Raw genomic sequence first — 21,088 nt, forward strand, 5'->3', positions numbered from 1 at the left:
CGGCACCGGAACGATGCGTCGGGTGCGGCGGTGTGCGGTTCATCCGGCCGGCGGAACAGCGGATGCCGTCCGCCCCCCCGCCGGGGCAGGCTGTGCGCAAGGACCCCATCACCGCACAGACGAGGACCGCGCCATGTCCCACAGTCGGCGTATCGGCGTCATCACCGGGGCCGCAGCACTGTTGCTGACCGCCACCGCCTGCTCGGGCCTGGGCCGGAGCACCGTCGGCATGCTCACCTTCCGCGGCCACGAGTCGCCGGTCGAGCTGAGCTACTCGAACACCCCGGTCAAGGGCTGCCACAGGATCGCCATCCCCAGGGGCGCCACCCACGTCGAGAACAACACCCTCGTCGACATCGTGCTGTACCGGACGCCGAACTGCGAGAAGACCGATCGGGCCGACGGGATCTACGTCGCGACCACCCTGTCGAACGTGACCGCCCCGAACACCCTCCCCTGGCGCAGTTTCAGCGTCATCCATTGATCCCCGACGGCCCCGACGGCCGGATCCGAACGGCCCCGACGGCCCCCGCCCGGCCCGCCCGCGCACCCCGCGCGGGCGGGCCGGGTCCGTGGTGCGGACGGCCGAGTCCATCGTGGTGCGGACGGCCCGCCGCCGGGTCCGGGGTCACGGGCTCCCCGTCAGCTCGCGCGCGTCGATCGGCATCCGCCACCTGCGCCGCCGGCGTACGGACTCCAGGTCGGCCCGGAGCGGGCCGGGCGGCACCACCAGGACGGGGCAGGGCGCGTGCGCCAGGCAGTACCGGGCCACCGAGGGCCGCAGCGCGCGGAGCACCGGAGCCCGGGTGCCGGTACCGACGACGAGCAGGTCCCCGGGATCCGCGACCGCGTCCACCAGTGCGGCGCCGGGTGTGCCGCGCGCGGCCAGTCCGGCCAGGGTGACCCCCGGCGGGCGGGCCCCGAAGGCGCGGTCGAGGATCTCCCGCAGGCGTTCGACCGCCGCGGAGCGGCAGCCGTCGAGCACCGCCGGGCCGCCTGCGCAGCGCGCGGCCGGCCCGCCGCCGGGTGGTTGCCAGGCCAGGACGACCCACAGCTCCGCGTCCCGTACCCGGGCCTCCGTCGCCGCCCGGTGCAGCGCGGTCAGGCTCCCCAGGGATCCGCCGGTCCCCACCACGACGCGTCCTCGCACAGTCCCGCCCTCCTCACATGGTCCGACGCGGTCCATGGAACGGCCCCGGCAGGGCGCCGGGCGGGCTCCCTGACGGTTTCCGAACGCGGGACCCGGACTTCTTGACGCGGCCCTCGCGCCGCGACCCCGGACGACGGTCGGGACCACGCACACACGATCGGCCACCCCTGGAACCGACGCGGAGCCGATGCGGGGGCGCGGAGCGGAGCCGATGCGGGGGTGCCGGGGGGGCGCAGGGCCGACACGAAGCGGCCCTGGCCGACCCGGGCCGAATGCGGTGCACGGAGGCGACGTACCGGGTGGCGTACCGGCCCGACGGGGCACCCCTCGGCGACCGTTCCGGCCGGCGCACGGCGGGGCGGCCGGCGCGCGCCCGTCCCCCTCCGCCCGTACCCGGGGGCACGACGCACCTCAGCCCCCGCACCGGGGACATGGAGCGGCCGCATCGCGGGCCGGCGGCCCGGCGATGTGGCCGTGGCATCGGGGCGGGGGCTGCCGCTCGACGGGCCGGCGCCGACACGCTGCCCCGCGCGCCTCGCCACGCACACGGCCGGATCGACCGGACCGGCGGCGCGTGCGTCTCCCGCGTCTGCGGTTCGACATCGGCGCCGCCACCCGCAGCACGGGAGGTCGCGCCCCGCGGGTGGGCGCGCCACCCACCGCCCGCGCCCGCCCGATCCGCCGCGCGGGGTGCGGTCGCCGTCCGTGCCGCCGAGGTCCTGGCGGGGTCCCGGAGACCCGTACAGGCGAGGCCCGCCCGAGCGCCGTACACCCCGACACCGCGCCGCCACACGACGAGCGCGGACGGCGGGCGGCTCGGAACCGGTCAGAGGCCGAACTGTGCCCGGCGCCCCTCGGGAACGAGGTCCGTGTACTCCGGGTGCTTGCCGATCCATCCCCGGATGAAGGGGCAGTACGGAAGGACGTCCAGCTCGCGGGCCCGGACGTCGTCGAGGGCGCCGCGGGCGAGCAGGCCGCCCAGGCCCTGACCGGCGAAGCGGGGCTCCGTCTCGGTGTGGATGAAGGCGATCTCGCCCTCCGAGAGGAAGTACTCGGCGAAGCCGGCCGTCTCGGTGGCGTCGTCTCCGGCGAGGATCTCGTACCGGGACTTCTCGGGGCGGTCCACCACTCGTGGTTCCATGCTGCTTCCTCCTGCGCGGTGATCATGCGGTTGTCCCGTCAGATGATCCACTGTCCGCGCGTCCGACCGACGCCCGCCCACGTCACACGATCCGCGACGGCCCGGCACTGCGGTCGCGGATCGCGGTCAGGTGCCGTGAGACGCTGCCCTCATGATCGCCAAGCTGCAGTGTGTGGTGTTGGACTGCGCCGATGTCGTCGAGCTGTCCCGGTTCTACCAGTCGCTCCTCGGCGGCGTGGTGAACCAGCCGGATCCCCGGTGGTCGCTCGACGACGACTGGGCGACGCTCCACGCCGAGGGCGGGTTCGTGCTCGCCTTCCAACGGGTGGAAGACCATCAGCCGCCGCGGTGGCCGGACCCCGCCCGTCCCCAGCAGTTCCACCTCGACCTGGGGGTCGCGAACCTGGACCAGGCCCAGCGGGAGGTGCTCGATCGGGGCGCCACACTGCTGGACGAGGGGGACGGAACGCGGAGTTGGCGCGTCTTCGCGGATCCGGCGGGACACCCGTTCTGCCTCGTCCGCGAGTGACGGCGGCCACCGGGCGGATGCGGCCACGTTTCGACCCCGGTCCGCCGTCCCGACCTGGTCGGGGCGGCGGACCGGACACCGGCCGGCACCCGCCCGACGGCGAAGGGCGCCGGCTGGACGCCCGTGAGGTCGGACCCGCTACGGGAGCCGCTCGATCAACCAGGTGCCGAGCTCTGCGGTGATCTTGGTGTGCTCCTCGTTCCCGGAGGCCAGGACGAACTCGTCGAACCCGCTCTCCTCCGGCGGGAGGTCGTCGATGTTCACGTACAGGTCCGCGCGGGTGTCGATGTCGCGCACGTCGACCGCGCTGACGGCCGGTACGAAGCAGTGACTGCGGATCGGGTGGTCCACACCGAGGCCGATGATCTTGTTCAGTGCGTCGGCGAGGATCCCGAAGCCCTCCAGGGTGCCGCCGGGTGCGCCGTCGACATCGGGCAGGCCCGGGGCGTGGACCTCGGCCTTCTGCGAGGTGATGACCCGCAGCGTGGCCGCGAGGGAGTCGGTGCCCGTCGGCTGGGTGCGCAGATCGGTGCCGGTGATGCCCAGCCCCTTGCCCTTGACGGCGGTGGCTCCGGCGGGGATGCCGTTGCCGAGGCCGGTTCCGACGCCGTTGGCGAGGGCGATCCTGCGGGGCCGCCGGGGCCATTGGCCCACGCTCTCCAGGGCGGCCAGGAAGTCGGTCCGCTCCTGGCTGACGACGGGGGTGTCCTCCCACGACTCGATGTGCCAGCGCAGGAGCTGCCGGGCGGCCGGGCTGTTCATCTGGTCGGAGAACCGCGGGTTCAGCTTGCGGATGTAGTGCGCGAACGCCTGGAGCGCGAGGGGAATGTACGCGCCGCGGTGCGGGCTGTCCCACGAGAAGTAGAGGGAGGTCTGGTGGTCGATGTCCTCGGTCTCCATCTTGGCCAGGGCGTAGCGGGTGACCAGGCCGCCCATGCTGAAGCCGCCGACGACGAGGGGCTCTTCGCCGAGCCGCTCGGCGATGGCGCGCAGGATCGCGGCCGCGGCCGCCTGCGCGTTGACCAGGATCGAGGCGCTGCGCTCCTTGAATCCGAGCAGGATGACGTCCCGGCCCGCATTGCGCAGGGAGCTGATCAGCGGGTGGTTGCGGGTCTCCAGGGCCGCCCAGGAGAATTCCAGGGTGCTGGGGCCCGAGTTGAACCCGTCGGCCAGGATGATCGGCCTGACCAGGCCGTGCTTGCTGTTGGCGAGGTACACCCACGCCGTGCCGTGGGGCAGTTGCCACTCGGCGTCCGGCTTCGGCGGCGCCTCGGCGGGGAGTTCGCGGGGGCCGGCGGCCAGGATGACGGGCGGGGCCGCGGCCAGGGCGTTGGCGGTCTGCTGCTCGAACGGGTCGCTCATGCTGATCCCTTCACCGATGAGTACGTACAGCTCCAGAATGAACACGCAGCGTGACTGCCGGGAAGGTGACCGGCTCAAGTTGACTCGGATGAGCGATCGATATCCGGACACATCCTCCATCGCGCCGCCGCGGTCCGGACCGGGACCGCGATCGGCGGACGGGGGGTGGGCCCCGGCGCCGGCAGGGCGGGGCGGGAGGGAAGGGCTACACCGGGGCCGGAAGGGTCAGTTCGAAGCGGCAGCCGCCCGGCACGTTGTGGACGTCGGCCTGGCCCGCGTGGGCCTCGACGATGCCCCGGACGATCGCGAGGCCCAGACCCGCCCCCGACGGAGGGGTGCGGGCCGGGGCGCCACGCCACCCGGTGTCGAAGACGCGCGGGAGGTCCTCTTCCGGGATGCCGCCGCAGGCGTCGGTGACCGACACCACCACCGCGCCCGCGCGGCGTTCGGCGGCGATCGCGACCGTGCCGTCGGCCGGGGTGTGCCGGATGGCGTTCACGAGGAGGTTGGACAGCACCCGGGTCATCTCCTTGCCGTCGACCTCCACCGGCAGCGGGGCCACGCCCTCGCCGGCCAGGTGAACGCCGTGTTGGCGGGCGAGGGCGTCGGCGCCCGCCAGCGCGTCGCCCACCAGGTCGTAGACGGACAGTCGGGTGGGGCTGAGGCTGAGGGCGCCCGCGTGGATGCGGGACAGCTCGAACAGGTCCGTGACCATCGAGTTGAGGCGTTCCACCTCGGCGCGCATCTGCCGGTGGTAGCGGGCGGGATCGGCCACGAGGCCGTCCTCCAGCGCCTCCGACATGGCGCGCAGGCCGGCGAGGGGGGTGCGCAGGTCGTGCGAGATCCAGGCGACGAGTTCGCGCCGTGAGGTCTCCAGGGCGCGTTCCCGTTCGCGGGAGGCGGCGAGACGCGCGCCGGTCCGGTCCAGTTCCCGGCTCAGTGCGGTGAGTTCGGCGGGGGCGGGCACGGTGGGCGCCGTGAAGGTTCCCACCTCTCCGAACTCGCCCGCCGCGCGCACGAGTTCGCGGCAGCGCAGCACCACCTGGCGGCCCAACAGCAGGGCGGTGACGAGCGACACTGCGGCGGCCATCGCGACGACGGTGGTCACCACGGCCAGGTCGTGGGAGGACAGGAACATCGCCCATGCCACGGTGAGCGTTCCGGCCAGCATCGCGCAGACCGCGACGGCCGCCACGACCGCGAGGGAGACGGCGATGCTGCGACGGCGCAGTATCCGCAGGGCCACCGCTCCGAGGAGTCCGGCGGCGCCCGCGCCGAGGAGCGCGTACAGGGCGATGAGCAGCAGGTCACGCATGGCCGTCCTCCGTCAGGACACCCGGGGCACCCGGGGCACCCGCCGCGCCGCGCGCGGTGTCGGGGACCGTTTCGAAGCGGTACCCGGCTCCCCACACGGTCCTGATCAGCTGCGGATTCGCCGGGTCGTCCTCGATCTTGCCGCGCAGTCGGCGGACGTGGACGGTGACCGTGGACAGGTCGCCGAAGTCCCATCCCCAGACCTCGCGCATCAGCCGCTCCCGGTCGCAGACCTGGCCCTGGTGCCCCAGGAAGTAGGCGAGGAGGTCGAACTCCCTGAGGGTGAGGGACAGTTCGCTGCCGTTCTTGGTGACCCGACGGGCGGCCGGGTCCATGGCGATACCGGCCGCGGCGAGCGCCGGTCCGGCGTTCGGGGCGGTGGTCGAGGCCGCCCGGCGCAGGACCGACCGTACGCGCAGGACCAGCTCGCGCGGACTGAAGGGCTTCGTGACGTAGTCGTCGGCGCCGACCTCCAGGCCCAGGATCCGGTCGTCCTCGTCTCCGCGCGCGGTCAGCATGACCACCGGGACGGGAGGGGTCCCGTCCCGGTGGGCGCGCAGGCGCCGGCAGACTTCGAGTCCGTCCATGCCGGGGAGCATCAGGTCGAGGACGACCAGGTCGGGTCGGTGCTCCTGCGCGGCGCGGAGCGCGGCCGGGCCGTCGGCGGCCCGCACGACGCGGTATCCGGCCCTTTCCAGGTAGCCGGCCACCACCTCCGAGACGGTCGGGTCGTCGTCCACGACCATGACGAGGCCGGGGGTCTCGGCGGGCGCGGGTTCCCGCTCGGTGTGCGGGGCCGTGTCCGGATGCCGCTCGATGCTCGATGCCATGCCTCAAGGGTGACACCGCGGGCCGCGGCCGGGGCCCCCGGAGGTCCGCACACGGCACGGCGTCCGCGTTTCGTAAGGTCTTGAATCGCCTTTCCGGGCTGTCCGGTTCCTACGGTGTGGAGGGTGACTGAATCTGCCTGTGCACCGCCCCGCGCGGACCTCGTACTGCCGTGCCTCGACGAGGCGGAGGCCCTGCCCTGGGTGCTGGCCCGCGTGCCTGCCGGCTGGCGGGCCATCGTCGTCGACAACGGTTCCACCGACGGCTCCGCCGACATCGCCCGCGCCCTCGGGGCCACGGTCGTCCACGAGCCCCGACGCGGGTTCGGGGCCGCCTGCCACGCCGGACTGTTGGCCGCGCGTGCCGACCTGGTCTGCTTCTGCGACTGCGACGGCTCCCTCGATCCCGGGCTGCTCGCCCCCATGGCGGCCCGGATCGCCGCCGGCGAGACGGACCTGCTGCTCGGCCGGCGCCGGCCGCGGGGCCGCGGTGCGTGGCCGGTCCATGCCAGGGCCGGCAACCTCGCGCTCGCCCGGATGCTGCGCCGCCGCACCGGCCTGCGACTGCACGACCTCGGTCCGATGCGCGTCGCGCGCCGCGAGGCCCTGCTCGACCTGGCCCTGACCGACCGCCGCAGCGGGTACCCGCTCCAGATGGTCGTGCGGGCCGCAGACGCGGGATGGCGGGTGAGCGAGACGGACGTCCCCTACCTGCCCCGCTCGGGCAAGTCCAAGGTCACCGGGACCTGGCGGGGCACCTGGCAGGCCGTGCACGACATGCGGCGGGTCCTGGACGAGGCCCCCGACGCCCGCTGCGCACCGGGTGAGGGGGTCGCCGCGTGAGCACGCTCCTCGTCATCGCCAAAGCGCCCGTGGCCGGGCGGGTGAAGACCCGGCTGACCCCGCACTTCACCCCCGATCAGGCCGCCGAGCTGGCGTGCGCCGCGCTCCGTGACACCCTCGCCGCCGTCCTCGCGACCCCGGCGCGACGGCGGATCCTGGTCCTGGACGGGGAGGCCGGCCCCTGGCTGCCGGACGGCATCGACGTCCGGCGGCAGTGCGCGGGGACCCTCGACGCCCGCCTCGCCGCGGCTTTCGCCCTGGCGGGCGGACCGGCCCTGCTCATCGGGATGGACACCCCTCAGGTCACCCCGGAGCTGCTCCGGCAGGGGCTCGACTTCACGGACACGGACGCCTGGTTCGGGCCCGCGGACGACGGGGGCTTCTGGGCGCTGGGGCTCGCCGCCCCGGACCCGGACCTGTTGCGCGGCGTCCCGATGTCCGTGCCGCACACCGGCGCGGTGCAGCGGCGGCGGCTGACGGCCGCGGGGCTGGCCGTGCGGGACCTGCCCGAGCTGTGTGACGTGGACACCCCGAAGGACGCGGCTCGTGTCGCGGCCGCCGCGCCGGGCACCCGGTTCGCGGCCCTGCACGCCGACCTGTGCGCGGTGACGCGATGACCGTCCGGCTCCTGGAACCCGCCCGCACCTGGCAGGCCGACCCGTACGCCGACGCGCTGCGCTCGGGCCAGGGGCCCCTGTTCCTGCGGCGCGGCGACGGTTGGCTGTTGCCCCTGGACGTCGAACGCTGGTGCGCGGAGCCGGACACGGCCGACGACACCGTCCTGGACCGCTGCCGGGGCCCGGTCCTCGACGTGGGCTGCGGCCCGGGCCGGCTGGTCGCCGCGCTCGCCCGCAGGGGACACACGGCGCTCGGCGTGGACGTCACCCCGGCCGCCGTGGAGCGCACCGTACGGGCGGGCGGCAGCGCCCTGTGCCGGTCGGTGTTCGACCCGCTGCCCCGCGAGGGTCGCTGGGGCGCGGTGCTGCTCATCGACGGCAACATCGGGATCGGCGGCGATCCCGCGGCCCTGCTGCGCCGGGCGGCCGAACTCACGGCTCCCGACGGGGCCCTGTTCGTCGAGGTGGTCGGCGCCGACGTGGACGAACGCGTCGAGGTCCACGTCGACGACGGTCAGGGCGGGCGGGGGGCGCCCTTCCGGTGGGCCAGGCTCGGTACCCGCGCCCTGTGCGCGGCGGCGGAGGGCGCGGGCTGGAGCCGGGCCGACAGCTGGCAGGCGGCGGGCCGGCACTTCGTGCGGCTGGGGCGCTGACCGCACCGCGCCGTCGGTCCGCCCTCCGGCCGGAACGTTCTTCCGGCCGGAGGGCGGCTGCCGTGCGCTCAGTGCCGGCGGGCCGCCCGGCGCAGGGCGGCGCGCGTGCCCGTGTACAGGAAGGTGAGCACGGCGATCACCGCCATCGTCAGCAGCCAGTTGCGCAGGTAGTCCAGCGGCAGGACGGTCGCGTTGGCCGCGCCGCCGGGGCGCAGCAGCGGGGGCAGGGCGATCGCGGTGAGGGAACCCGCGACGATCAGGGCGGCGCGCGGAACGCCCCGCAGGCGGAGTCCGGCCGCCGCGGTCAGGGCGGCGATCGCGCACACGAGCGGGGCGACGAACCCGTCGTGCACCACGACCGCGCCCCCGAGCCACAGTGCGATCCGCCAGGGTTCGGGTTGTCGGACCAGGAGCAGCCCGCCCCAGGCCATCAGGGCGAGTCCGAGGGCTCCCAGGACGTATCGGGACCTCATCGCACGACCTCCAGTCGGCCGACCCACTTGGTCTGCAGGACGCCCGGCCGGTTGGGGGCGATGATCCGGGCGGGGTAGCCGTGGTCCAGGGAGAGCACCTCGCCGTTGAGCCGCAGGGCGAGCAGGGTGAGGGGGTCCTGCGCGTACAGGCGCCCCATGTCCATGACCCGGTAGGCGCCCGCCGCCTCCAGCGACACCACGCGGGCCCGCGAGCCGGGGCCGCCTCCCGCCCGCTCCAGCAGGTCGCGGACCCGTACCCCCGTCCAGTGGGCCGACTTGCTCCACCCCTCGACGCAGGCGATGGGCAGCGTCACCTCGTGTTGGGGCAGGGCGTTGAGTTCGTCCAGGGTCAGGGCGAACGGGCGGGGTCCGTGGACGGTCAGGCGCCAGTCGGCGAGCGAGGCCTCGGTGACGCGCGCGGCCGCGGCCGTGCGGTTCACCGGCAGTCCCTGCACTCCGTACGCCGGGCTGCGGGGGGCGAACAGCACCAGCCGGCCGAGCGCGGTCACCGACTGCCCGACGGTCGTGATCGTGACCGCTCCCACCGCGGCGGTGACCCCGACCAACAGCTGCCGCCGGTTCGGTCCGTCGGCCTCGGGCAGGGACAGCGTGCCGGGGGAATCGAGGGTGAAGTGGTCCCGGATCCGGGGCCATTGCACCGCGACGTGCAGCAGCAGGGCGCCCATGACGACCCAGGCGACGGCGTAGTGGACGGGCACGAAGTTGAACGGCCACGGATACCACTGGAACGTGTTCAGCAGGCCGGTGAAGAGCTGGAAGAGGGCGGCGGCGACCAGCACCGCCACCGACAGGCGCTCCAGCGCGTGCAGGACGGACCGTACGGGCGGCCACGCGAACAGCCGCGGGTAGACCGCCCACAGCTTCGCGAGCAGCAGCGGGATCGCGGCGATGCCCGAGGCCACGTGCAGGCCCTGGGTCAGCCGGTAGCCCCAGTACGGGCGGCTCGGCAGATGGTCCGCGAGCCATCCCGGAGGGTGTTGGAGGAAGTGGCTCAGCACACCGGTCGCGAAGCAGACGACGAAGGCCAGGGCCAGCCATCGGCCGATCGCGGTCGCGGTGCGGGCGTCGTGGAGCCGCGCCCTGAAGGTGATCGGCGGCCCCGGGGGCAGAGTGAAACGCATGTCTCCATCACACCCCCGCGACGATGCCCGGGAGCGGATTCGACACCTTACGAAACGCGGACGTCAGGGGCGTCGGGCCCCGCCGGACGGGCTCTTCCTGGAACGCTTGCGCCTTGTGAACCCGCGTACCGCCCTCGCCTCCGCCGCCCTCGCCGCCCTCGTGACGGCGCTCGTCCTCACCGTGCGGTACGACGGTGTCTTCACCGACCCGGTCGGCCTGTTCGCCCGGTACGCCGTCTGCTGGCTCCTGTTCGGCCTCGCCCTGGCGGCGCTGCGGCGCGTCCCGGCCGAGCGCGTGGTGGCGCTGGTCCTCGCCGGGGCGGTCGCCGTCACCGTGGCCGGGCTGGTCGCGCCGCCCCGGACGAGCACCGACTCGTACCGTTACGCGTGGGACGGCCGGGTCCAGTCCGCCGGGATCTCGCCGTACGACCACGCGCCGCGCGATGCGGCGCTCGCGCGGCTGCGCGATCCGTGGCTCTTCCCCACGGGGGCCTCCTGCACCGGCCCGGACCTCGTCCCCCTCTCCCGCGCGGGCGCCGCGCCCCACTGCACGCGCATCAACCGGCCCGGCGTCCACACCATCTACCCGCCCGTCGCCGAGGCGTACTTCCTGGCCGTCGACCGGTTGTCGCCACAGGGGGTCCGGCACAAGGCCTTCCAGGTCGGCGGGGCCCTGATCTCCCTCGGCGTGACCGGCGCGCTGCTCGCGATCCTGCGGCGCAGGGGCTGTGACCTCCGTCGGGTCGCGTACTGGGCCTGGTGTCCGGCCGTAACCGTCGAGGCCGTGAACAACGCGCACGTCGACGTGCTGGGCACGCTCCTCGCGGTCGTCGGCCTCGGCCTCGTCGCCTCCCGGGCGACGGGGCGCCGGGCCGGCGGCGGGCTGCTGCTGGGCGCCGCCGTCGCCACCAAGTTGCTGCCCGCGATCGTCCTGCCGGGCGCCCTGTCGGGCGTCCGCCGGGTCCGGGACGCGGCCGTCGTGCTCCTGCCCGCCGCGGCCTTCACCGCCCTCTCCTACCTGCCGTACGTCCTCCTCTCGCAGGGCTCCGTCCTCGGCTACCTCGGCGGCTACGTACAGGAGGAGGGGTACGAGGACCCGGCGTCCGGGTCCCGCTACGCGCTGCTGCGGCTGGTGCTGCCCGACAGCTGGGCGTTCCCCGTGCTGCTCGTCGCCGTGGCCGGTGTGTGCGTCCACGTGATGTGGCGCGGGGACCCGCGACGGCCCTGGAGCGGGGCCCTGACGGTCGTCGGCTGGTCCTTCGTGCTCCTCACTCCGGGCTACTCCTGGTACGCCCTGCTGCTGATCGCCCTCGTGGCCCTGGACGGTCGTTGGGAATGGCTCGGCGTGGCGCTCGCGGGCGCCGCCGTCTACGTACTGGCCCCGGTCTTCGACCACCGGGCGGCGCTGAGCAACGTCGCCTACGGCGCCGCGGTCGCCCTCGTCCTCGCCGGCACCCTGCTGCGACGCCGCACTTCTGCCGCGCCGCGACAGGGTCTACCGTCACCTGTACGAGGAGGAGGCGGTCGGCGCCGACCGCGCCGGGACCCCTGACCTCCATCGGCGCGTCCGACCCCCGGCCGGCCGTCGGGGCGGAACCGACTTGGGAGCGTGAGTGGAGACAACCCTCGTGGTGGTCGCCGTCGTGGTGGCCGCGCTGGTCGTCAAGACCGCCGTCGCCGAACTGAGGGAGCCGGGAGCGGGCCGCGTCCAGTGGACCTTCCTCCGTGATGCCCGCGCCCTCGCGGCGGGGGCGTGCACCGCGGTCCTCCTCGGCCTCGTCGGCTGGATCCAGGCCGGTGGTGAGGGCGTCCTGTGGGCCGCCCTGGCCGGGGTCCTCGTCGCCTTCGCCGTCGGCCGGGGCCGCCGGAGCTGAGGCCCGTCCCGTCTCGGTGAAGGTGCTCGAACCCAACACCGCGCTCAAGGAGCTGACCGGGAGCCGACGCGGCGTGCGGCGGAGGGTCGCGGCGGGCCGTGTGGGCTCCGCCGCGATCGCGTACCTGGCCCGTCCCGGCACCGGGGCGGGCGGGTCAGACGCGCTGGGCGCGGTGGAGGAGGGTTCGCGCGCCGCGGGGGCGCAGGGCGGCCCGGGCGGCGTTCGCGCCCGGTGCGCCGTGGACGCCGCCTCCGGGGTGGGCGGCCGCGGAGGCCAGGTAGAGGCCCTTGACGGGGGTCTCCGGCCGGCCGGTGCCGGGGGTCGGCCGGAAGATCGCCTGCTGGTGGAGGGCCGTGGTGCCGTTGTTGATGGCGCCGTTGTGGAGGTTCTCGTCCATGGCCTGGAGGGTGGTGGGGGCCAGGATCCGGCGGGCGCGGACGAGTGCGCGGAAGCCGGGCGCGAACCGTTCCACCTGTGCTTCGACGCGGTCGGCCATGGCTTCCTGTTCGCGGGTGTCCCAGCGGCCGGTGATGCGGTCGGGGCCGGCGTCGGACGTGATGCGTTGCGGGAGGTGGGTGTAGGCCCAGGCCGATTCCGTGCCGGCGGGCGAGCGGCCGGGGTCCGCGGTGGTCATCTGGCCGAGGAGGGCGAAGGGCTCGTCGGGTACCTGCCCCATGGCGAGCTGCGCGGCGAAGCGGGTCAGCCCGTCCACGCCGTCGGACAGGTGGACCGTGCCCGCGCCGGCCGCTCCCGGCGCCGTCCACGGCACGGGCCCCGTCAGCGCCCAGTCGACCTTGAAGGTCGAGAAGTCCCACTGGAACCGTTCCAGGTCCCGCAGGAGGCGGCCGGGGAGGTGTTCCTCGCCGACGAGGTCCCGGTACAGGGCCGGCGCCGACGTGTCGGCGAGTACGGCCCGGCGCGCGGCGATCGTCTCCCCGCCCGCGGTCCTCACCCCGACCGCCGTGCCCCCTCGGACGACGACGGAGGTGACGCGCTCGCCGCAGCGCAGCACGCCCCCGCCGCGACGCAGTCGGCTCACGAGCGCCGCGGTCAGGGAGCCTGCGCCCCCGACGGGAACGGGGAAGCCGTGGCTCTGTCCGAGCATCGACATCAGCCAGCCGAAGCCGCCGCTGCCCGCCGCCTCGGGGGCCAGGTCGGCGTGCAGGGCGTTGCCGGCCAGCAGGAGTCTGCCGCCCTCCCCCGCGAACGTCTCCTCGCCCAGGCGGCGCACGGGCAGCGCCAGGTTCCGGGCCAGTTGCAGACCGCCGGCGGCGCGGAGTCGGGCCGCGAGGCGAAGCCCGGCGCGGACCGGCGGGAAGGGCGTGAACAGGGCCCGGATCAGATCGGGCCGGATCCGGCTCCACACCTCGTACATGTCCTGCCAGGCGGCGCCGTCGGACGGCGCGAACGCCTCCAGGCCGGCGGCGGTCTCCTCCGCCCGGCGTTCGAGGACCGCGCACCTGCCGTCCGGCAGCGGGTGGGCCAGTACGCGCGGGGCGTGGCTCCAGCGCAGTCCCTCCGCGGCGAGGTCGAGGCGCGCGAGCACCGGGGAGGCCGCGGCGAGCGGGTAGAAGGCGCTGAACAGGTCCGAGACGTAGTCGGGGTGGACACCGCGGTCGCTGCGGACCGCCCCGCCCGGTTCCGGCTGGGCCTCCAGGACCTCCACGCTCCAGCCGGCGTCGACCAGGAGGTTCGCGGCCACGAGCCCGTTGGGGCCCGCGCCGATCACCACCGCGTCAGGCACCGCGGGGCCTCGGCCGGCCCTGTTCCCGGGCGGGTTCCCGTTCCCCGGCGGGGTCCTGTCCCGCGACCGGATCCTGTTCCACGAGCCTGGCCAGACGGGCCAGCATCCCTCGGTGGCGGAGTTGGATCAGGGCTTCGATGGCGGGGTTGTGCAGGGTTCCGCCCAGGCCGCGCAAGGGATGCTCGTCGCAGATGACGAGGGTCTCCTCGCCCCACGGCCTGAGTTGCAGGAAGATCCTGGCCGTGCCGAGGGACTTGAACGAGGCTTCCAGTTCCAGTTCCCTGCCGGGCTCGACGTACCTGACCGTGGTGACGCCTTCGCTCGACCAGGGGCCGAGCCGGACGGTGTAGCACAGTCGGGAGCCGACGTCGGGCCAGGTCCGGTCGAGGGGCCGGGAATCGGAGGGGCCCACCACCCAGTCCTCGAAGCGGTTCGGGTCGGCGAGTACCGCCCACACGGCGTGGGGCGGGCGATGGACCAGCTGATTGCGGACGGCCATGGGTGAAGTCCCTCTGCCGGAGCGGACGGTGCCTCTGCACCGCGTGATCGCTGCTGCGTCCCGGCCCCGCCTGCCGAATGTCCCGGGCAGGGCTCGGGTACTCACGTGGGTTGTTCGCGTATCGGGCGGTCGCCCGGGTACGCACGTCCCCGCAGGCGGGGCACGCGGTCCCGCACCGCCTGTCAGGCCATCGTCCCACCCCGAGCGCGAGCGGTCGCGTCGTCACCGGGCCGCCGGGCGCGGACGACCACGAGTTCCTCCCACTGCTCGCCTTCGGCCGCCAGGCCCTGCCGCTCCAGCCAGGACCGTCGCGAGCGCAGGACGGGTCCCCACGGTACGGAGGCCGTGGCCGTGACCTCGGCGGTCAGACCGGCGCCGGTCAGCCGGGAGAGGGTCTCGTCTGCGCCACACAGGCCCGAGTGCACCAGGAGCAGGACGCCGCCCGGATGCAACAGGGCCGGGGCGCCCGCGCAGATCCGGTCGAGGATCCGACGCCCGTCGGGACCGGCGTCCCAGGCCCGCTCCGGGCCGCGCGAGGGGAGCCGATCGCCGGGGGCGGGGACGTACGGCGGGTTCGTGACGACCAGGTCGAAACGGCGCCCCGCCGTGCGGGCCTCGAAGTCGCCGTGCAGGACGCGCAGCGGGAGCCGGTGACGCCAGGCGTTCAGGCGCGCCGTGGTCACGGCGGCCCGGGAGACGTCGACCGCCGTGACCCGGGCCCCTCTGGACGCGGCGTTCAGCGCCAGCATCCCGGTGCCCGTACCGATTTCCAGGACCTCCGTGTGGGGCCCGATATCCTCGTGGGCGAGTGCCTCGGCGAGCAACCCGGTGTCCGCCTGAGGTCGGTAGACGCCCGACAGGGCCATCAGACCGGTGGGCGGCGAGACCAGGGACAGAGCGGTACTGGGCACCGCATACCTCCGGGTTCGAATGCGACCCGGGGAGCGGGCCGCTGCATTGCGCGACATCGTGCGACTTCCCTGGATGGAGCGCTCCACCCGAAATTGCGTCGATCTTCAGAGGATCAGACGGACATTCGGCCGACGGGTCGTGCCGTTTCCCCGTCGGGCCAGGGCGGCGAGGGGCTCTCGGTACTCCGAATCGTGGGAAATCGCGCCGATCACGGCTCGCATGCGCCCGCGAACGGCGAGCCCTGCCACCGATTTCGTCATGTCCTTCCGGGCTCCTCGGAAGAGGACGCCCGGCGAAACCGGTGCTGCGCGTGCTCGATCATCGTCGCGATGTCCAGGGGGTCGGGACCGGCGGCCTGCTGGTCGGGGCGTTCCCTGGGAATGGGAACACGGGCGGGAATGGGGGTGGACATGGTCGGGCGGGCTGATCGGCCGCTGGTCACCGAGAACTCCTTTTCTCGAAAGGTGAAAGGCTCGAAAGGAAAAAGGGCAAGGGTTCTGAACCATCGGGCGCCGTTCCCCGGCGTCGCTGCGCTCAGCCCGGCCAAGTGCCCGTGAAACGCCGGGCAGCCACGGCGCCCGAGCGGTCGACCGCGGCCTTGACCACGGCGAAGATCGCACCCTGGATGGCGGCGGCGATGAGGATCTGCCGCCAGGTCCGGTCCTCGTCCGTGGCGTCGGGGGCGTCTCCCTCGCCTTCGACGAGCTTCCAGATCTGTCGGAACACGGCGCCCGCGATCATGCCGCCGGCGGCGCCCAGGGCCAGCCCGACCGGCTTGTAGGCGAGGGCGGCCGCCTTCATCGCAGGTGCCCCCGGCCACGGCGGTGCCCCCGGCCGTGGCGCATGAGCAGGAGGGCCATCGGGGCCGTCCCTCCGACTGCGAGCAGTGACGTCGCCGGGTGGGCGGGCGCCGCGGGCGTGCGCTCGGACTGCCCGCGGGGTGTTGCCGGTGTGGGGGTGCCGAAATCGGTTCGGCGGTCGTTCGTCATCGGTGGACCTTCTCCTTGATCTCGGCCGGATCGGCCTTGACTCTGTCGATGGTCGGCACTCTGTCGATGGTCGGTTCGGGCGATGGTCGCTCCATCGATGGTCGAGCAGGGCGATGGTCTGCTCGGGAACAGGGGCCGGATCCTGCGATCCGCCGTGCCCTTCCGGGGTAGATCAGCCGGGGAATTGACAGCAGGAGCGGGAAGAACACGCAGCGGCGGCTTTTCCTGTCGGCGGTCTTTTCTCGAAGGAAGCACCCATCGTCGTGATGACGCGCCTACCCGACAAACGACCGGGCATCCACCCGAGGCCGGAGAATCCGACCCGGCCATCGAATCAACCCGGTGGCGAATGACACTCTTCGCGGACACGGACGGTGACGAAGGCGAGGTGAGAGTGGGTCGCGCCCCTCACTCTCGGCCCGAAATCATCGGTCCGGGGCGGATCCGGATACGGCTGCCGCAGGTTTTCGTTTCCCGGGGGGATCGGGTGTCTGGCGGGACGGTCTCGGGTTCCTCATCCGGGGCATTTCCGGTTCCCTGTAGCAGGGCTTCCATACACGAGAAACCCTTGCGGCGTCGGTGAATCAGGTCACGTCCAGAAGCTTGCGGGCAGCCGGAATTGGCCGGTGTCGGACACCTCGCGTGATGGCCTAGAGTTCCGGAGGGGACCGTCTGGTCTCCCTACAAAGGATGTGCGCCGTGGCTGATGAGAACGTTTCGGATCGTTTGATCGGCCTGTTGTCCGTCCGGGGTGAGAACCTCGACGCCGAGTGGGCGGACAAAGTAACCAATTCGCTGGGTGGGCGGGTGAGTCGCGCGGAGGTCCAGCGCGAACTCCAGGAGCTGTACGCCGCGCTGGTGGCCGCGCTGGGCAGCGGCAGTCTGGACGGGCGCGGCGAGGCCTTCGGTGAGGTCCGCGCCCTGCTCACGGAGTTGTCGCGGACCCGGGCCCGGCAGGGGTTCAGTCCCACCGAGACCGCCGTCGGCGTGTTCGCGCTCAAGGAAGCGCTGGAGCCGTCCCTGACCGGCGAGAACAACGACGTACAGGCGTACCTGAAGTTCGCCGCCCTCCTGGACTCCCTGGGCCTGTACACCATCGAGGTCTACACCCGGACCCGCGAGGAGCTGATCTCGGCGCAGGCCGAGCAGTTGATGGAGCTGTCCACGCCGGTGGTGAAGCTGTGGGACGGGGTCATCGGTGTTCCGCTGGTCGGCACCCTGGACTCGGCGCGCACCATGGTGGTGATGGAGAAGATGCTCCAGGCGCTGATCGACACCGGCTCCGAGCAGGCCATCATCGACATCACCGGTGTCCCGGCCGTGGACACCGAAGTGGCCCAGCACCTGCTGAAGACCGTCGTCGCGGCGCGTCTGATGGGTGCGGAATGCACCATATCCGGCATCCGTCCGCAGATCGCGCAGACGATCGTGGCCCTGGGCATCGACTTCGGTGACATCGTCACCAAGGCCACCCTCGCCGACGCCCTGCGGCACGCGCTGCGCCGCTCCGGCGTCTCCTTCTCGCGTACGGCGCCGCAGGCCGGTGGCCGGTGAGCGAGCAGGTTCCGGTCCTGCGGATCGGACAAGTGCTGTTGGTGTCCATCCAGACCGATCTGGACGACCAGGCGGTGATGCTCCTTCAGGACGATCTCGCCGCCGCGGTGGTGGAGTCCGGCGCGCACGGGGTGGTCATCGACATCACCGCCGTGGAGATCGTCGACTCCTTCGTGGGTCGGATGCTCTCCACCATCGCGTCCATTTCCAGCCTGCTGGACGCGCAGACCGTCGTGGTCGGGATGCGTCCCGCGGTCGCCATCACGTTGGTGGAGCTCGGCCTTTCGCTCGGTGGCGTGCGCACCGCCCTGACCCTGGACAAGGGGCTGCGGATGCTGGAGCAGGCACGCGCGGTCGCGATGGGCGAGAACACGTCCGTCTCCCCGACCGGACACGGCCGTGAGGGCGTCGCGCCGGATGCTGCGGCCGGTCTGTGAACGGGCCTTCCCACGGCCCGCAGGTACTGGAGATCACCGCCAACGCCGGGGTGGTCCAGGCCCGTCAACTCGTCCGCGCCCTGGCGCAGGAATGCAGGCTCTCCCTGGTGGAGCAGACCAAGCTGATCACTGCCGCAAGTGAACTGGCCCGCAACACCCTCATCTACGGCGGCGGGGGCACCATGACCGCCGCCGTGATCGATGAACGGGGTCGGCGGGGAGTGCGACTGAACTTCGTGGACCACGGGCCCGGCATCCCCGACGTGGACCTGGCCCTGACCGACGGCTGGACCTCGGGCAACGGCATGGGCCTCGGCCTGTCCGGATCCAAGCGGCTGGTCGACGACTTCGTCCTGGACACCGAACCGGGGCGCGGCACCACGGTCACCATCACCAAGTGGGCCCGGTGACGGGCGTCGAGGGGCCGCGGCTGCTCGACTGCGAGGACTCCGCCTGGTTCCGCGACCAGCCGGAGGCCGCCCGCGGCGCCGCGGCCGCCCTGGGCCGGCGGATCGGTCTGGGAGAACACCGCACCGCCCAACTGGTGCTGGCCGTCGCCGAACTGGCGACCAACGTCACCAAGTACTCGTCCGACGGCTCCATGTTGCTGCGCGTGCTGCGCAACGAGGCCGTGGCGGGGGTCGAGGTCGTGGTCGTCGACGGCGGCCCCGGCATGCCGGACGTCGCGGCGGCGCTGCGCGACGGGGTGTCGACCGTCGGCACCCTGGGCATCGGCCTGGGCGCCGTACAGCGCCTGGCGGACCGGTTCGACATCCACTCCGTGCCGGGAATCGGGACCGTGCAACTGGCCCGCTTCTGGCCGCACCCCCTGCACCCGTCGGTGACGGGCGAGGCCGTCGTGGGAGGAATCACCCGGCCCATGGGCGGCGAGGAGGTGTGCGGCGACGCCTGGGCCGCACGCGTCGACACCGGCGAGCGGGCCGCGCGGGACACCGGGGTACGGGACGAACGGGCCGGCCGGCCGAGTGTGTCCGCTACCGCGCTCGACTGGTCGGCGATGACCGCGGCCCGGAGTACGGCCCCGCGCCCGTACGGCGCCTCCCACGGGTCCGATCGATCGGCGCGGCCGGCGGCCGGGGGGCGTTCCGCCCTCGTCCACGGTGCCGCCGCGGGGCCTGGCCGGGGTTTGCTGGTGATGTCCTGCGACGGACTCGGGCACGGCCCGATGGCCGCGATCGCGTCGCAGGCTGCCGTCCAGGCCTTCCGTTCCGGGACGGCGCGCACTCCGGAGCAGGTCGTGGAAGAGGTGCACCGGGCCCTGCGCGGGACCCGTGGCGCCGCGGTCGCGGTCGCCCGTCTGGAGCCCGACGGCCGCTTGCTGTTCTGCGGGATCGGGAACATCGGCGCGGCGGTGGTCACCGCCGACTCCCGCGCCGGCCTGCTCTCCCACCCCGGGATCGTCGGCAACCAGATGCGCCAACTGCGCACGTACGAACACCACATGCCCGCCCACGGGGCCCTGATCATGCACTCCGACGGGCTCAACGAACGCTGGAAGCCCGGCGACGTCGCCCCCTTGCTGCACCATCCGCCGGCGTTGATCGCCACCGGCCTGTTGCGCCATGCCGGGACCCGCCGCGACGACGCCAGCGTGGTGGTCGCCAAGGGAGCCTGGTGAACGCGCCCGTCCCCCGCACCCGCGGCCACGCTCCCGCGCTGGTCACCTCGGTCGGCACCGAGAAGGACGTCTTCGACCTGCGCCGCCGCGCGAAGGCCATCGCCCATGCCGTCGGTCTCGACAACCGTGACCAGGTGCGCCTGGCCACGGCGTTGAGCGAACTCGGTCGCGATCTCCTGCGTCCCGCCCCCATGACCGCGACGTTCGACGTGCTGCGGGAGCCGGCCGCGCTCAAGGCCTCCCTGCGGTGGCGCGACGACCGCGTGCCCGGCAACGAGTCGCTGGCGGCCGTCACCCGGCTGCTGCCCCAGACCCGCTACGAACCCGCCCCCGACACCGCCGACCGGCCCGCGACGGCGGCGGTGCTCGCCCGCGGTGGCCGGATCGACATCATCTGCCCGGTCCCCGAACTCGCCGCCAGAACCCTGGAGGTGGCGCAGCTCCGGGCCCTCGTGGAGGCGGACGCCCCCGCCAGCGCGATCGACGACCTCCAGGCACAGACCCGCGACCTGATCGCCGCGCTGGAGGAGGCCCACGCCCAACGTGACGAGCTGGAACGTCTCAACGAGGAACTCACCGAGACCAACGCCGGGGTCATGGCCCTGTACGCGGAGCTGACGGTCGAGCACAAGGACGTCGTCGAGCGGTTCGGGCAGGAACACGAACTCGCCCTGACCCTTCAACGGACCTTCCTGCCCGCCACCCTGCCCGACTCCCCCGGCGTGGAACTCGCCGTGCGCTACCTGCCCGCCGCCGCCACGGCCGAGATCGGCGGGGACTTCTACGAAGCCGTCGACACCCCTCACGGGCTGCTGCTCGCCGTGGGCGACGTCGTCGGCCACTCCCTTCAAGCAGCGGTGGTCATGGGCCAGTTGCGGCACGCGCTGCGCGCCTACGCCGCGCAGGGTCACCCGCCGCACGTCCTGTTGCGGCACCTCGACCACCTGCTGGGCCTGCACCAGCCCGGGTGGACCACCAGCGTGTGCATCGTGCTGATCGAACCGGGCAACGCCCTGATGCACGTCGCCAACGCCGGCCATCTGCCGCCGCTGCTCCTGCCCCCCGGCGGCCCCCCGCGCTATCTGCGCGAGCACGGCCCGCTCCTGGGCCTGGGGCTGCCGCACCCCCGTGCCGTCAGCCACCGCATCGAGCCGAACAGTGTGCTCCTGATGGTCACCGACGGGCTCGTCGAGACCCGTGACAGCGATCTCTACGACCGGCTGCGGCTTCTCAGCAGCACCGCCGCGGCCGGCCCCGACGAGCCCGAGGCCCTGTGCACGAGGCTGCTGGACGTGTTCGCGGCCGAACCCGACGACGACATCATCGTCTTCGCCGCCCGCCTCCGTCCTCCCGGGTAGGCCTCCGGCCTCGGGGGTGTGGTCGGGGGTG

The 21,088-nt window shown here is 73.6% G+C and carries 23 protein-coding genes; 12 read left to right on the plus strand and 11 right to left on the minus strand.

Annotated features, from left to right (window positions below; translation table 11 throughout):
- Positions 1–133: 133 nt before the first annotated feature.
- The gene (locus OG906_RS06240; protein ID WP_329440791.1) at positions 134–484 is read left to right on the plus strand and encodes a hypothetical protein; all 351 of its coding nucleotides are present in this window, start codon (positions 134–136) and stop codon (positions 482–484) included.
- A 144-nt stretch (positions 485–628) separates the two neighbouring features.
- On the opposite strand, the gene OG906_RS06245 is transcribed toward OG906_RS06240, so the two are convergent.
- Together OG906_RS06245 and OG906_RS06250 are read right to left on the minus strand one after the other, a co-directional pair.
- Entirely contained in the window at positions 629–1,150 is a 522-nt protein-coding gene (locus tag OG906_RS06245; RefSeq protein WP_329440793.1) for a universal stress protein, read from the minus strand.
- An 826-nt stretch (positions 1,151–1,976) separates the two neighbouring features.
- A complete protein-coding gene (locus tag OG906_RS06250; protein ID WP_329440795.1) occupies positions 1,977–2,291 on the minus strand; it encodes a GNAT family N-acetyltransferase in 315 nt (104 codons plus the stop codon).
- A gap of 151 nt (positions 2,292–2,442) precedes the next feature.
- Between OG906_RS06250 and OG906_RS06255 the strand changes: the two genes are divergently transcribed.
- Complete coding sequence (locus tag OG906_RS06255; protein WP_329440798.1) at positions 2,443–2,820, plus strand: VOC family protein; 378 nt, start codon at positions 2,443–2,445, stop codon at positions 2,818–2,820.
- 138 nt (positions 2,821–2,958) lie between these two features.
- Here the strand turns inward: OG906_RS06255 and OG906_RS06260 are convergent, their stop codons facing one another.
- From OG906_RS06260 to OG906_RS06270, 3 genes are all read right to left on the minus strand, one after another.
- Entirely contained in the window at positions 2,959–4,182 is a 1,224-nt protein-coding gene (locus OG906_RS06260) for an Mbeg1-like protein (protein ID WP_329440800.1), read from the minus strand.
- A 205-nt stretch (positions 4,183–4,387) separates the two neighbouring features.
- A complete protein-coding gene (locus OG906_RS06265) occupies positions 4,388–5,497 on the minus strand; it encodes a sensor histidine kinase (RefSeq protein ID WP_267799263.1) in 1,110 nt (369 codons plus the stop codon).
- Positions 5,490–6,242: a response regulator transcription factor gene (locus OG906_RS06270; RefSeq protein ID WP_329447942.1), complete on the minus strand. Its 753-nt coding sequence runs from the start codon at positions 6,240–6,242 to the stop codon at positions 5,490–5,492. Before OG906_RS06270 ends, OG906_RS06265 begins: the two co-directional genes overlap by 8 nt.
- A gap of 207 nt (positions 6,243–6,449) precedes the next feature.
- Here OG906_RS06270 and OG906_RS06275 point away from each other — a divergent pair, with 207 nt between their 5' ends.
- Genes OG906_RS06275 through OG906_RS06285 form a run of 3 tightly spaced genes read left to right on the plus strand, consistent with a single transcriptional unit; the run spans position 6,450 to position 8,436 of the window.
- On the plus strand, positions 6,450–7,166 hold the full coding sequence (locus tag OG906_RS06275) for a glycosyltransferase family 2 protein (protein WP_329440803.1): 717 nt from the start codon (positions 6,450–6,452) through the stop codon (positions 7,164–7,166).
- Positions 7,163–7,783, plus strand: coding sequence for a TIGR04282 family arsenosugar biosynthesis glycosyltransferase (locus OG906_RS06280; RefSeq protein ID WP_329440805.1), 621 nt, complete (start codon positions 7,163–7,165; stop codon positions 7,781–7,783). The genes OG906_RS06275 and OG906_RS06280 overlap by 4 nt, the downstream gene beginning before the upstream one ends.
- Positions 7,780–8,436 (plus strand): class I SAM-dependent methyltransferase, encoded by a 657-nt coding sequence (locus OG906_RS06285; protein WP_329440807.1) that lies wholly within the window; start codon positions 7,780–7,782, stop codon positions 8,434–8,436. Before OG906_RS06280 ends, OG906_RS06285 begins: the two co-directional genes overlap by 4 nt.
- Before the next feature lie 68 nt (positions 8,437–8,504).
- Here OG906_RS06285 and OG906_RS06290 read toward each other — a convergent pair whose 3' ends face one another.
- Together OG906_RS06290 and OG906_RS06295 are read right to left on the minus strand one after the other, a co-directional pair.
- Positions 8,505–8,909 carry a hypothetical protein gene (locus tag OG906_RS06290; protein WP_329440808.1) on the minus strand — a complete coding sequence of 135 codons (405 nt, stop codon included), beginning with the start codon at positions 8,907–8,909 and terminating at the stop codon, positions 8,505–8,507.
- The gene (locus tag OG906_RS06295) at positions 8,906–10,051 is read right to left on the minus strand and encodes a molybdopterin-dependent oxidoreductase (RefSeq protein WP_329440809.1); all 1,146 of its coding nucleotides are present in this window, start codon (positions 10,049–10,051) and stop codon (positions 8,906–8,908) included. Before OG906_RS06295 ends, OG906_RS06290 begins: the two co-directional genes overlap by 4 nt.
- Before the next feature lie 115 nt (positions 10,052–10,166).
- Here OG906_RS06295 and OG906_RS06300 point away from each other — a divergent pair, with 115 nt between their 5' ends.
- Positions 10,167–11,603, plus strand: coding sequence for a glycosyltransferase 87 family protein (locus tag OG906_RS06300; protein WP_329440811.1), 1,437 nt, complete (start codon positions 10,167–10,169; stop codon positions 11,601–11,603).
- A 61-nt stretch (positions 11,604–11,664) separates the two neighbouring features.
- The gene (locus OG906_RS06305) at positions 11,665–11,925 is read left to right on the plus strand and encodes a hypothetical protein (RefSeq protein WP_267799271.1); all 261 of its coding nucleotides are present in this window, start codon (positions 11,665–11,667) and stop codon (positions 11,923–11,925) included.
- Between the two features lie 154 nt (positions 11,926–12,079).
- On the opposite strand, the gene OG906_RS06310 is transcribed toward OG906_RS06305, so the two are convergent.
- From OG906_RS06310 to OG906_RS06325, 4 genes are all read right to left on the minus strand, one after another.
- Positions 12,080–13,669 (minus strand): phytoene desaturase family protein, encoded by a 1,590-nt coding sequence (locus OG906_RS06310; RefSeq protein WP_329440813.1) that lies wholly within the window; start codon positions 13,667–13,669, stop codon positions 12,080–12,082.
- The gene (locus tag OG906_RS06315; protein ID WP_329440815.1) at positions 13,662–14,168 is read right to left on the minus strand and encodes an SRPBCC family protein; all 507 of its coding nucleotides are present in this window, start codon (positions 14,166–14,168) and stop codon (positions 13,662–13,664) included. The genes OG906_RS06310 and OG906_RS06315 overlap by 8 nt, the downstream gene beginning before the upstream one ends.
- Before the next feature lie 182 nt (positions 14,169–14,350).
- Positions 14,351–15,034, minus strand: a complete 684-nt coding sequence (locus tag OG906_RS06320; protein ID WP_329447943.1) for a HemK2/MTQ2 family protein methyltransferase — start codon at positions 15,032–15,034, stop codon at positions 14,351–14,353.
- Positions 15,035–15,614: 580 nt separating this feature from the next.
- Entirely contained in the window at positions 15,615–15,881 is a 267-nt protein-coding gene (locus tag OG906_RS06325) for a DUF4235 domain-containing protein (RefSeq protein WP_329440817.1), read from the minus strand.
- 887 nt (positions 15,882–16,768) lie between these two features.
- Between OG906_RS06325 and OG906_RS06330 the strand changes: the two genes are divergently transcribed.
- Genes OG906_RS06330 through OG906_RS06350 form a run of 5 tightly spaced genes read left to right on the plus strand, consistent with a single transcriptional unit; the run spans position 16,769 to position 21,057 of the window.
- Positions 16,769–17,623, plus strand: a complete 855-nt coding sequence (locus OG906_RS06330; protein ID WP_329440819.1) for an STAS domain-containing protein — start codon at positions 16,769–16,771, stop codon at positions 17,621–17,623.
- Positions 17,620–18,060 (plus strand): STAS domain-containing protein, encoded by a 441-nt coding sequence (locus tag OG906_RS06335; RefSeq protein WP_329440821.1) that lies wholly within the window; start codon positions 17,620–17,622, stop codon positions 18,058–18,060. Before OG906_RS06330 ends, OG906_RS06335 begins: the two co-directional genes overlap by 4 nt.
- Positions 18,057–18,470, plus strand: a complete 414-nt coding sequence (locus OG906_RS06340; protein WP_329440822.1) for an anti-sigma regulatory factor — start codon at positions 18,057–18,059, stop codon at positions 18,468–18,470. The genes OG906_RS06335 and OG906_RS06340 overlap by 4 nt, the downstream gene beginning before the upstream one ends.
- The gene (locus OG906_RS06345) at positions 18,458–19,699 is read left to right on the plus strand and encodes an ATP-binding protein (protein WP_329440824.1); all 1,242 of its coding nucleotides are present in this window, start codon (positions 18,458–18,460) and stop codon (positions 19,697–19,699) included. The genes OG906_RS06340 and OG906_RS06345 overlap by 13 nt, the downstream gene beginning before the upstream one ends.
- A complete protein-coding gene (locus tag OG906_RS06350; RefSeq protein ID WP_329440826.1) occupies positions 19,696–21,057 on the plus strand; it encodes a PP2C family protein-serine/threonine phosphatase in 1,362 nt (453 codons plus the stop codon). Before OG906_RS06345 ends, OG906_RS06350 begins: the two co-directional genes overlap by 4 nt.
- Positions 21,058–21,088: the final 31 nt, after the last annotated feature.

The sequence above is a fragment of the Streptomyces sp. NBC_01426 genome (assembly GCF_036231985.1).
Lineage (GTDB): Bacteria > Actinomycetota > Actinomycetes > Streptomycetales > Streptomycetaceae > Streptomyces.